General features: G+C 37.5%; 12 protein-coding genes and 1 tRNA gene. All 13 read left to right on the top strand.

Going from position 1 to position 12,525, the window contains the following annotated elements:
• Window positions 1-6: 6 nt before the first annotated feature.
• Entirely contained in the window at window positions 7-1,308 is a 1,302-nt protein-coding gene (locus IGL07_RS04295; protein ID WP_002366395.1) for a DEAD/DEAH box helicase, read from the top strand.
• 44 nt (window positions 1,309-1,352) lie between these two features.
• Entirely contained in the window at window positions 1,353-4,058 is a 2,706-nt protein-coding gene (locus tag IGL07_RS04300; protein WP_195526195.1) for a sigma 54-interacting transcriptional regulator, read from the top strand.
• A gap of 228 nt (window positions 4,059-4,286) precedes the next feature.
• A complete protein-coding gene (locus IGL07_RS04305; RefSeq protein ID WP_002355913.1) occupies window positions 4,287-4,604 on the top strand; it encodes a PTS sugar transporter subunit IIB in 318 nt (105 codons plus the stop codon).
• Between the two features lie 141 nt (window positions 4,605-4,745).
• Window positions 4,746-6,209 (top strand): PTS sugar transporter subunit IIC, encoded by a 1,464-nt coding sequence (locus IGL07_RS04310; protein WP_010712192.1) that lies wholly within the window; start codon window positions 4,746-4,748, stop codon window positions 6,207-6,209.
• Between the two features lie 43 nt (window positions 6,210-6,252).
• Window positions 6,253-6,471 carry a hypothetical protein gene (locus IGL07_RS04315; protein ID WP_002355915.1) on the top strand — a complete coding sequence of 73 codons (219 nt, stop codon included), beginning with the start codon at window positions 6,253-6,255 and terminating at the stop codon, window positions 6,469-6,471.
• 13 nt (window positions 6,472-6,484) lie between these two features.
• Window positions 6,485-6,685: a DUF3188 domain-containing protein gene (locus IGL07_RS04320; RefSeq protein WP_002355916.1), complete on the top strand. Its 201-nt coding sequence runs from the start codon at window positions 6,485-6,487 to the stop codon at window positions 6,683-6,685.
• Window positions 6,685-7,095 carry a DUF3284 domain-containing protein gene (locus IGL07_RS04325; protein WP_002355917.1) on the top strand — a complete coding sequence of 137 codons (411 nt, stop codon included), beginning with the start codon at window positions 6,685-6,687 and terminating at the stop codon, window positions 7,093-7,095. Before IGL07_RS04320 ends, IGL07_RS04325 begins: the two co-directional genes overlap by 1 nt.
• A 275-nt stretch (window positions 7,096-7,370) precedes the next feature.
• Window positions 7,371-7,697 carry a PTS sugar transporter subunit IIB gene (locus IGL07_RS04330; protein WP_002355918.1) on the top strand — a complete coding sequence of 109 codons (327 nt, stop codon included), beginning with the start codon at window positions 7,371-7,373 and terminating at the stop codon, window positions 7,695-7,697.
• 22 nt (window positions 7,698-7,719) lie between these two features.
• A complete protein-coding gene (locus tag IGL07_RS04335) occupies window positions 7,720-8,040 on the top strand; it encodes a PTS lactose/cellobiose transporter subunit IIA (RefSeq protein WP_002355919.1) in 321 nt (106 codons plus the stop codon).
• Window positions 8,041-8,105: 65 nt separating this feature from the next.
• Window positions 8,106-9,383 (top strand): PTS sugar transporter subunit IIC, encoded by a 1,278-nt coding sequence (locus IGL07_RS04340; protein WP_002355920.1) that lies wholly within the window; start codon window positions 8,106-8,108, stop codon window positions 9,381-9,383.
• A gap of 83 nt (window positions 9,384-9,466) precedes the next feature.
• Complete coding sequence (locus IGL07_RS04345; RefSeq protein WP_002376200.1) at window positions 9,467-10,861, top strand: glycoside hydrolase family 1 protein; 1,395 nt, start codon at window positions 9,467-9,469, stop codon at window positions 10,859-10,861.
• A 57-nt stretch (window positions 10,862-10,918) separates the two neighbouring features.
• Complete coding sequence (locus tag IGL07_RS04350) at window positions 10,919-12,112, top strand: GNAT family N-acetyltransferase (RefSeq protein ID WP_010817134.1); 1,194 nt, start codon at window positions 10,919-10,921, stop codon at window positions 12,110-12,112.
• A 320-nt stretch (window positions 12,113-12,432) separates the two neighbouring features.
• A tRNA-Arg gene (locus IGL07_RS04355) sits at window positions 12,433-12,506 on the top strand.
• Window positions 12,507-12,525: the final 19 nt, after the last annotated feature.

Here is a 12,525-nt window from a genome sequence, read left to right on the forward strand (position 1 = left end):
AACAATATGAGATTTTTAGAACAACTTCCAGAGGCTTGGCAAGAACAGTGGCAAGCTTCTGGCTTTAACGAACCATCAACAATTCAAGAAAAAAGTTTTACGCCCCTTCGCGAAGGAGAAAATGTTTTAGGAATTTCGCCGACAGGAACTGGAAAAACACTTGCTTACATGCTACCTTTACTCTTAACTGTTGAAAAAGGACAGGGAAATCAATTGTTGATTATTGCTCCGTCTCAAGAATTAGCTATGCAAATTGCTGAAGTTGCTCGGACTTGGGCTAAGCCACTTCAATTAACGGTTCAAACGTTAATCGGTGGGGCAAATGTTTCACGCCAGATTGACAAGTTAAAAAAACGTCCCGAAGTGTTAATCGGAACACCAGGTCGGATTCTAGAGTTAATGAAGAATAAAAAAGTCAAAGCTCAGTTGTTAAAAACAATTGTAATGGATGAAGTTGATCAACTTTTCCAAGAGGAAGAGCTAAGTTTAACCAAACAAATTTTGACACACACACCAACCGAATACCAACTTGTTTTTTATTCAGCGACTGCTGATCGTGTCGTGAATCAAGCGCAATCTTTAAGCCAAAAATTACAGGTGATTGATGTGACGGAAGAAGATACTTCAGCAGGTCAAGTCGCCCACTACTTTATTCGGTTAGCACCAAGAAAAAAAGCTGATTACTTACGTCGTTTGGCCCATACAGAAGCATTCAGAAGCATGGTCTTTTTCAATCAAGTTGCTGATTTAGGTGCAGCAGAAGAAAAATTAGTTTATGAGAATGTGCCAGCTATTGGTCTGGCTTCAGATCAAAGTAAACAGTTGCGTAAATTGGCGATCGATCAATTTAAAGCAGAACGAGTGAAGTTGTTATTAACCACGGATATTGCGGCACGGGGCTTAGATTTCACAGGGGTCCCTTACGTCGTAAACGTAGATGTTCCTTTAACCGAAGAGAGCTATATTCATCGTTCTGGTCGCGTTGGCCGGATGGGTGCACAAGGGGCAGTGATTACGTTTATCAACGACGGCACCAAAAGAGATTATCAACGTTTGATGAAACAATTGGCCATTCCTTATCAGGAAATCTTTTTATATGATGGTGCACTTCATGAGCAGCCAAAAGCCAAAGATGAACTAGAAAAAAAGAATGTAGCCAAAGATACGTATTCAGAAAAAAAGAGTACGAAAGAAAGAAAACCAGAAACAGTAAATTCTGTTGTCAAAGAACCACAAGAAACACGCAAAAAGAAGAAAAACAAAAAGAAAAACACGAAAAACAAAGGAGCTCGTAAAGCGAAGAAATAACGCTTTACGAGCTTCAAGCAGAACGTTGTATCGAGGAGGATTCCATGAAATCTCGGAAGGAAGAAATCTTAGCGTTACTTCAAAAAAATGAAACTGGCTTAACGGCAGGAGCGGTAGCAGAACAGTTAATGATTGATCGCAGTAATGCCAGCCGTTATTTAAATGAATTATTCAAAGAAAAGAAAATTACTAGAAGTACTGGACGTCCTGTTATCTATTCAGTGCCAACAATCAATGAAGGAGAACAAGTCCATGTAGATGAGTCCACCTCTGTTAGTTTTGACACATTAGTAGGTGCTAATGATTCTTTAAAAGTGAGTATTCAGCAGGCCAAGGCGGCTATTTTATATCCACCAAGAGGTTTGCATACGATTATCTTTGGGAAAACAGGAACAGGGAAATCTCTTTTTGCTGAATGTATGTACCGTTTTGCCATTGATTCAAAAACCTTAGATGAAGATGCCCCTTTTGTCTCTTTTAATTGTGCTGATTATGCACAAAACCCACAATTATTATTTGGTCATATCTTTGGCGTAAAAAAAGGCGCCTATACTGGTGCGAATGAAGATAGTCCAGGCTTAATGGCAAAAGCAGATGGCGGGATTCTCTTTTTAGATGAAATTCATCGTTTACCGCCAGAAGGTCAAGAAATGCTCTTTACGTTTATTGATAAAGGCGTGTACCGTCCATTAGGAGAAAGTGGCCAAACCTATGAAGCCTCTGTTCAAATTATTGGTGCGACAACGGAATCCTCAGAAAACTTTTTAACCACTTTTAATCGGCGGATTCCGATGTCGATTACATTGCCATCTTTAGATGCACGGACGCTAGATGAGCGTTATGCCATCATTTCGTTATTTATTCAGCAAGAGGCAACACGTTTGGGCCAACAAATTGATATCGAACGCGAAGCAGTTTTGGCTTTTATGTTATACGATGCAGAAGGAAATATTGGTCAGGTGAAGCGGGACTTAAAATTAGTTTGTGCTAAGTCATTCCTTTATTATCGGACGCACAATTTAGAACATTTGGTTATCCGTAAACGGGATTTGTCGTTACCTGTCCAAAAAGGATTATTAAAAATTAAAGAAGTGCCTGAGCGCTTGGATCAATTTGTCGACAGTAAAAGTAATTATTTATCTTTCCAACCAGGTACCAACAAAATTGTTTGGTCGCAAGATCCAGCTAGAGACATGCAAGTTTACAATGAAATCGAAGAAAAAGTCGCTGACTTGTCTGAAGCTGACTTAGAAAATGTTGATTTAGAAGAATTGATTTCCAAAGATATGAATGCGTATTTTAAAAATTATGTCGAAGAATTAACCCAACATTCTTTACATAAGGAGTTACTACCAGAAGCTATTTGGGACTTAACGAATCGTCTTTATGATATCGCAGAAGAGCGTTTGGAACACACGTACAATGAAACAGCACGCTTTGCCTTTGCGCTTCATTTACAAAGTACGATTGAACGTGTCAAAGAAGGTCATGTGATTGTCCATCCTGATTTAAATAATGTCCGTAAAAACATGAAAAAAGAATTTCAAGTAGCCTTAGATTTATCTTCTATTATTGAAGAAGAGAACAACATAGAGATTCCTTTCGATGAAATTGGCTTTATTAGTATGTTTTTATCTATAAATGTCGGTAAAGAAGAAAGAACTCCAGAAAATAATGTTGGTGTGTTCGTCTTAATGCATGGGGATTCTACTGCCTCAAGTATGTTGAAAACCGCCCAAGAACTTTTAGGAACGTCAATCGGAACAGCGATGAATATGCCGTTAACGATGGAAGTTCAAACAATGTATGAACAATTACGAAACCAAGTAATTACGCAAAAAGAATCGTTAAATAATGGGATTTTATTACTGACGGATATGGGTTCATTAAATTCGTTTGGAAATATGTTGTTTGAAGAAACAGGTATTCGAACGAAGGCGATTACAATGACGAGCACAATGATTGTCTTAGAAGCTATTCGAATGGCAAGCGTGGGACGAAGTTTAGAGGACATTTACCAAAATATTCAACTTTCTTTTGAAAGCGTTGTGAGAGAACAATTTCGTTCTAGTCTGCAAAAACGTCAAAACGTTAAAAAAGCAGTAATCGTGACGTGCTTTACAGGAGAAGGGGTTGCCGCAAAACTATATCAACGAATCTTACCAGTTATTGATGAAACAAAAGTGGAACTGATTCAAATGCAATTTATTGAACGAGAAACATTTAAAAAGCATATCGACAACTTGATGGAAGAATATGAAATTAAGGCCATTGCGGGAACTGTGGATGTTGAATATCAAAATATTCCTTTCTTTTCCGTCTATGATATTTTTGATGATGAAAAATTAAATGTACTGAAACGGATTGCTAGTGATGAAGTGGCGATTGATACAATTGTTCATTCACTAAGTGGCGTCATTACTTCTGTGGACTCCTTACAAAAATTAATTCTCATGTTACAAAAAACAGTTCATCAAATACAAACAGACATGCATATTATTGTTGAACCAGGGGTGGATGCCGGAATTATGATTCATTTGGCTTTTCTGGTAGATGCTTTAATTAAAGGAGAAGAAGCAAGAACTTTTCCAAACTTAGCGGAATATGTTAAAACACGTCGTTTAGAAATCGATGTCGTACGCACGAATTTTATGTTAATTGAACGGGCGTATCGTGTGACGATTCCAGAAGCGGAAGTTGCGCATGTTACCCAAATGTTTTTAGAAAATGAAATTAAAAGTAAACAATAATAAATAAAAAAACATCAAGAAATGAGAAAACGCTCTCTTTTTTCTTGATGTTTTCTTTTTGTAAATTACACACAATTTCATGTGTGTAAGCGTTTTCTTTTAGTGTGTGCACGCTTTTTTTGATGATGAAAGCTGTTATATCAGCATTTTAATGAAGAAAAAACTTGGCACAATTATTGCTATAAATAAAGTGTATAACGTCATAACTTTTAAGGAGATGAAGAAAAAATGGCAAAAAAAACAATTATGTTAGTTTGTTCCGCAGGAATGAGCACGAGTTTATTAGTAACAAAAATGCAAAAAGCAGCAGAAGATCGTGGCATGGAAGCAGACATCTTTGCAGTATCGGCTTCTGAAGCTGATACAAACTTGGAAAATAAAGAGGTGAATGTTTTACTTTTAGGTCCACAAGTTCGTTTCATGAAAGGGCAATTTGAACAAAAATTACAACCAAAAGGGATTCCTTTAGATGTAATTAACATGGCAGATTATGGCATGATGAATGGCGAAAAAGTTTTAGATCAAGCAATCTCATTAATGGGATAAGGACTTAAAACGTTTAAGAAAAGTGAATAGCAAACAAGGATAGTGCATGTTACCAAAGGTTTTATTTTGTACGCTCGATTCATTCGTTTAATGAGGCTACTGCCTTTTTAATAAATATAAATGGATACAGGAGGAATAAAAATGAACGGATTAATGGCATGGATGGAAAAATATATCTTACCAACTGCCGCAAAAATTGGTGCACAGAAACATCTGGTGGCACTAAGGGATGCTTTTATTGGTACATTACCTGCGACAATGGCTGGATCAGTCGCCGTAATGATTAACGCAATTATTCGAGATCTTCCCCAAGAGTTTGTCTCAACTTATGCGGCAAGTTTGGAAGCAGACAAAGGTATTTTTGCAGTATTGAATGTCATCATTGGGATTAATGGTTTTGTTTGGAATGGTACATTGGCTATCGCTGGTTTGATTTTCGCTTTTTCTTGGGGCTATAACTTAGCGAAAGCATACAATGTGAATGAGCTAGCTGGTGGGATTGTCAGTTTAGCTACCTTAATTTCAGGTGTTGCTTTTGCACCAAATAACACAGCTGAATTAGCTGTAAAAGTGCCAGAAAATATTGCCAACGCAATTAATGGGGCAGAAATTGGTGCATCAATTGCTAATAATCAATTGACTGTCAATCCATGGGGTTGGTTAAATCTCAATCATTTAAATGGTAACGCTTTCTTTACAGTGATGATTATGGGCGCTTTATCAACCATTATTTTTTGTAAATTAATGCAAGCGGATTTAACAATAAAAATGCCTGATTCTGTTCCGCCAGCAGTTTCAAAAGCGTTTGCGGCAATTTTACCAGCAACAATCGCGTTGTATGTCGTAGCAATTATTAACTTTACGGTGTCAAAACTTTCAGGCGGTCAATTATTAATTGACTTAATTCAAAAATATATCGCGGAACCGTTTCTTGGGTTATCACAAGGACTAGGAGCTGTGTTAATTGTAACGGTTTTTGTTCAAATTTTCTGGTTCTTTGGTATTCACGGTCCAAACGTTTTGGCACCAGTTCTTGAAGGAATTTGGGGACAAGCACAATTAATCAATATTGATATTTTCCAAAAAGGTTATGAAGGAAAAACAGGAACAGCTGCGGTTTTAGCCGCTATTGACGACGGTAAAGCCTACATGTGGGTCCGTGGTTCGTTTGATGCTTTTGCTTGGTTTGGTGGTTCAGGCGGTACAATTGTCCTAATTATTGCAATCTTGTTATTCTCCAAACGAGCAGATTATTTAACAGTCGGTAAATTATCATTAGGACCTGGGATCTTTAATATCAATGAACCGATTATGTTTGGTTTACCAGTTGTTCTGAATCCAATTATGTTTATTCCATTTGTAATTGCGCCATTAGTTGCTACTACAATTGGCTGGGTTGCAACGTATCTTGGGCTAGTCGCCCCAGTTTCTCAACAAGTCGCATGGGTGACACCGCCGTTGCTATTATCTTTCTTAGCGACAGGTGCCGACTGGCGCGCACCAATCGTAGCGTTGGTATGTATGGTAGTCACTTTCTTGATTTGGACACCGTTTGTTATCGCTGCTAACAAAATGGATCCTGCATTAGGCGAAAGTGAGCAATAGGCAATAAAAACAGCAATTACTTGTCTAGAAAGGAGCGAGCGGCATGATTTCGATTGCAAGTGCAATGAAGCAAGAGGAAATTATTACTTTATTAGAGGCATATCAAGGGGAAAATGAAACATTTACTTTTAAAGAAAAGAATGGTATTAAGTTATTTTTTGAAGTTGAAGGAGACCCTGAAACTGCTGCACAAGTTGCAAAACAGCTGATTAAGGAACAACCTTGGGGTGGCGTTTTATACTTCCAAGCAACGGTAGTCTAAAAAGATAGGATGGATGAAAATGATTAGAAATGGATTATTTTTATGTAGTATTGGCTTCTTGATTGTTTTGTATTCGTTGAATCCCAGCTCCTTAAACTATGATTTATTAAGTCTGACAACGGGAATTTTTTTCATTGGACTTGGTGGTTACCTGTTTTTTAAAGGAAAAAAAGTTGCTGAAGAAGAGGCGACAAAGGATGAGGTGAAACGGTAATGGAAATTACGAAAACATTAACTATTTCAGCAGATGAATTTTACACGCAATTAATGAATTCTGTTATTTTTGATATCCGTAAGCAAACAGGCAAAACTCTTACAAGAAAGCAGTTACGTAAGTTTGAATATATCAAAGAATATAGTAAAAATAGTCGCGCGAAAATAGTTATTGAAGAAGCTGTAGAAAATAAGACCTATCAATTTCGAACATCCACAACTAAAAATGATTTCTCGGTGCGGTATGAGCTCCAGCCAATTGATGAAAAAAGCTGTGAACTGCGTTATACAGAAACAATGGTTTCTTATGGGGCGTTACAAAAACTGAATGATGCAGTATTAGGTATCTTTTTAAGTTATTTTAAAAAGAAACAGTTTTATAAAATGCTTAAAATGATGGAAACTGCTTAAAGGGAAAAAGCGGCTTTTGTCCAGTTGATTCTCTTCAGCTTTAGAAAGTGAGTGATGAGTCGTTTCGACTTAGCGCTCACTTTCTTTTGTTGCCCTATTATTTTGGAAACGCACACAAAAAAGCTGTGTGTAATCGTTTTATTTTTAGTGTGTACACGCTTTCTATATCAGAAAACGTTGTCATATCAAGGTTTTTAATGTATTAAAACTTGGCACACTTCTTGCTTATATAAAGGTGTAAAGCAAAACAAAGAGAATTTAGGAGATGAAGGAAAATGGCAAAAAAAACAATTATGTTAGTTTGTTCCGCAGGAATGAGCACAAGTTTATTAGTAACAAAAATGCAAAAAGCAGCAGAAGATCGTGGCATGGAAGCAGACATCTTTGCAGTATCGGCTTCTGAAGCAGATACAAACTTGGAAAACAAAGAGGTAAATGTTTTATTATTAGGCCCACAAGTTCGTTTCATGAAAGGACAATTTGAACAAAAATTACAACCAAAAGGGATTCCTTTAGATGTCATTAACATGGCAGACTATGGCATGATGAATGGCGAAAAAGTTTTAGATCAAGCAATTTCATTAATGGGATCATCAAACTAGAGCAGAAAATGGGGTAGAGGTAATGGACGGACAACAGAACTTAGAAGCAATCATGGGTTTAATCATGTATGGCGGAAATGCTAAAAGCGATGCAATGGAAGCGATTGCCGCAGCAAAATCGGGGGATTTTGAATTAGCAGACAAAAAAATTGCAGATGCAGAAGAATCACTTGTACATGCACATCATTCGCAAACAGGAATGTTAACAGAAGAAGCAAAAGGCAATAACATGCAAGTAACATTGTTAACAGTGCACAGTCAAGATCATTTAATGACTGCGATTGCATTTACAGATTTAGCAAAAGAAATTATCGATCTTTATCGCCGTATTGATAACGAGTAATCTCGTTGTCAATGCGTCTTATAAGAAAAACGCGCTTGAGAAAGCGTTAATTAGGAGGAATAACAATGGACGGATTTGTTCAATGGATGGAGAAACACTTTATGCCGAAAGCGTCAGTAATCGCAGCGCAACGGCACTTGGTAGCAATTCGTGACGCGTTTGTCGTAACGATGCCATTAATGATTTTAGGGGCTTTGGCGGTATTAATTAATAATATTCCAATTCCAGGATATGAGGACTTTTTAAACAAAATTTTCCCAATGATGTATAACGATGCACCAATTTGGAAAAGCTTTGGTGGCAACATTTGGAACGGTACATTCGCAATCTTTGCCGTTTTAGTAGCCTTTTTAGTAGCACACAATTTAGTTAAATCTTATGGAAAAGACGGCATTGCAGCCGGTACAGTTTCTGTAGCTTCATTCTTCGCAGTTGGCGGCTTAGAAGGCATGGGCGCAACTGGATTATTTATTGCTTTGATTATTGCACTTATTTCAGGAGAACTATTCCAACGTTTATCTGGCAATCCTAAATTAGTTATCAAAATGCCTGATGGTGTACCACCAGCAGTAGCAAAATCATTTGCGGCTTTATTACCAGCAATGATTACAATCAGTTTATTTAGTTTAATTACATCAATTCTATTTGCTTTAGGAATCGACAATATCGTTATTTCATTCTATGAAGCGGTTCAACAACCATTTATGGGACTTGCAAACAGCTACCCATCAGCATTATTGTTAGCTTTCATTACACCATTCTTATGGTTCTTTGGTTTACATGGTGCCAACATGGTTGACCCATTAATGCAAACAATTAACGTACCAGCGATTGATGCAAACATTAAAGCTTTAGAAGCAGGTAAAGCAATTCCTTATATTGTAAACAAACCTTTCTTTGATTCATTTGTAAACTTAGGTGGAACAGGGGCAACATTAGGTCTGTTAATTGCTATCTTTATCGTAGGTCGTCGTAACAAACCATACAAAGTCATTACAAACTTAAGTTTAGCACCAGGACTATTTAATATTAATGAACCAGTCATGTTCGGTTTACCAATTGTTTTAAACCCAATTATGTTTATCCCATTCATTTTAGTCCCAATGGTTCTTGTAACTGTTGCGTATGTGGCGACAGCAACTGGTTTAGTGCCAGCTGCAACCTTTATGCCACCTTGGGTAACACCACCAATTATTGGCGGATTTTTAGCAACGAAGAGTATCGCCGGCGGAGTTTTAGCAGCTGTTAACTTATTGATTTCTATTTTGATCTACATGCCTTTCGTAAAAGTAGCAACAGATCAATACTTGAAACAAGAAGCAGCCGCAGAAGCAGCTGAGTAAAAAATCGAAGGATTGAATCGTCCGGACTCTTACGGAGGGTTCAATCCTTTTTTTAATGATTAAATCGTAAAGGAGCAAATAACATGAAATATCAATTTCCAGAAAATTTTTGGTGGGGTTCTGCAGCCAGCGGTCCTCAAACAGAAGGCGTTTTTGAAGGTGATGGTAAAGGTCAAAACATTTGGGATTTTTGGTATCAAGAAGCGCCAGAAAAATTCTTTCAACAAGTCGGTCCAGATAAGACCTCACAATTTTATAAAAAATACCAAGAAGATATTCAGTTAATGAAAGAAACGGGACATAACTCCTTTCGAACATCCATTCAATGGAGCCGTTTAATTCCAGATCCTACAACAGGGAAAGTCAATCAAACAGCAGTTGATTTTTATAATCAAGTGATTGATGATTTATTAGAACACGGGATTGAGCCCTTTATGAACTTGTATCATTTTGATATGCCGATGGTACTTCAAGAAAAAGGTGGTTGGGAAAGCCGTGAAGTGGTTGATTTGTATGTTGACTTTGCCAAAACCTGTTTTAAATTGTTTGGCGATCGCGTGAAAAAATGGTTTACGCACAATGAACCAATTGTACCAGTTGAAGGTGGTTATCTCTATGGCTGGCATTATCCTGATAAAGTGAATCTAAAAGAAGGGATTCAAGTACTCTATCATGAAGCTTTAGCTAGTGCCAAAGCGATTGCCGTCTATCATTCTATGAACTTATCAGGTGAAATTGGCATTATTTTAAACTTAACGCCGACTTATCCTCGTGATGAGCACAACGAAGCCGATGTAAATGCGGCTAAATTTGTCGATGGTTTCTTTAACCGTTCGTTTTTAGACCCGGCTGTTAAAGGTCATTTTCCAGAAGATATGGTTGCTTGGGCGAAAGCAAATGACTTGTTGCCAGAAACAACGCCAGAAGATTTAGCAATAATTGCTGAAAATACTGTGGACTTATTAGGAGTAAACTACTATCAACCACGTCGTGCCAAAGCAAAAGAAACACCTGTTGAAACACGACCAGAAGGCTTACTTCCAGAAGATTTTTATGATGTCTACGATATGCCTGGCAAAAAAATGAATCCTTACCGTGGCTGGGAAATCTACGAAAAAGGCATTTATGATACATTAATGAATTTAAAAGAAAATTATGGCAACATTCGCTGCTACATTTCAGAAAATGGCATGGGCGTAGAAGGAGAAGAACGCTTTGTCAATGAACAAGGAGTCATTGAAGATGATTATCGGATTGAATTCGTGCAAGATCACTTGAAATGGGTGCACCAAGCGATTCAAGAAGGTAGTAATGTTCAAGGATATCATATGTGGACGTGTATGGATAACTGGTCTTGGCTTAATGCCTATAAAAATCGTTACGGCTTCATCGCTGTGGATTTAGATGATGATGCGAAACGGACTATTAAGAAAAGCGGTCGTTGGTTCAAAGAAATGACAGCAAATAACGGCTTTTAGAAAGAGAATCGTTTCTGTGATAAAATGAATTGATATAATGTGCGAGGAGGAAAGAAAATGACAACTAAAAGAGTCAAAAAAATGGGCAAAGAAGAAATGAAAGAGATGTTTGATCTTGTTATCTATGCTTTTAATCAGGAACCCACGGCGGAACGCCAAGAACGTTTTGAAAAATTGTTGTCACATACGCAAAGCTATGGCTTCCTAATTGATGAGCAATTAACAAGTCAAGTGATGGCGACACCTTTTCAAGTGAATTTCCATGGTGTCCGCTATCCCATGGCTGGAATTGGCTATGTGGCTTCTTATCCAGAATATCGTGGTGAAGGCGGCATCTCTGCTATTATGAAAGAAATGTTGGCTGATTTAGCGAAACAAAAGGTTGCCCTTTCTTACTTAGCACCGTTTTCATATCCATTTTATCGTCAATATGGCTATGAACAAACATTTGAACAAGCGGAGTATACAATTAAAACGGAAGATTGGCCACGTGTTAAACGAGTTCCAGGTACCATTAAACGAGTTTCTTGGGCTGACGGTAAAGAGGTCATTAAAGACGTATACCTTGAAAATCAAAGAGCGCACTCTGGTGGTGTGATCCGTGAAACTTGGTGGCTGGATTATACGCTGAATCGTGCAAGTAAACCAAATAATCAAGCGATTTATTATTCGTCAGAAGGGAAAGCAGAAGGCTATGTGATTTATCGGATAGCTGCTGGCACCTTTGAAATCGTAGAATGGAACTATTTAACTAATACAGCTTTTAAAGCTTTAGCTGGGTTTATTGGCTCACATAGTGGTTCCGTTCAATCGTTCCATTGGATTAATGGTTTTGCTGGAAAAGATTTAAATGATTTAATGCCAACGCCAGCAGCTTCTGTAAAAATTTTACCTTACATGATGGCAAGAATCGTTGAGTTACAAACATTTTTGGAAAAGTATCCATTTCAATCAGGAGAAAAAGAAACGTATTCTTTAGAGATTGAAGATTCCTATGGGCCATGGAATGAAGGTATTTGGACAATGACAATTGACGAACAAGGAAAAGCGACAGTGACTAAAGGTGCTGCGGAAAAAGAAGGGGCTGCTGCTTTGAAAGCAGATATCCAAACGTGGACGCAACTATTCTTGGGCTATCGTTCAGCAGAGACGTTATCTTTTTATGAACGCTTGCAAGGAGACGCAACGACAGCTCAACGTTTAGGCCAACGTTTAGTCAAAGGCATGCCAATTTTAGAAGATTATTTTTAAAAGTGTGTTTATTCGCAAAAAATGACAGAACCTACTATAATAAAAATGTAAAAAGAATTATTTTAGAAAGGTGATGGGGACAATGGCGAAAACGAAACAAGAAAAAGTTGCACGCAATAATAAAATTGGGCAATATATAGCTATTGCGACAGGACTTTATTATTTAGGAAAAATGATTCTTGATCGGCGGCAAAAAAAATAATAGATAAAAGAACGACGTGTTTCACTGAAAGAAAGTATCTCGCATAATTGTTTATGCGGGATACTTTCTTTTTGTCTATTGACAGATGTAGTGAAGACTTCTAAAATTAAAACAGATTGTTCTCGTAGCTCAGTAGGATAGAGCAACCGCCTCCTAAGCGGTAGGTCGCTGGTTCAATTCCAGTCGGGAACGTAAAAAACACCTTTCAAAT

The sequence above is a fragment of the Enterococcus sp. DIV1368f genome (assembly GCF_051712245.1).
Lineage (GTDB): Bacteria > Bacillota > Bacilli > Lactobacillales > Enterococcaceae > Enterococcus > Enterococcus faecalis.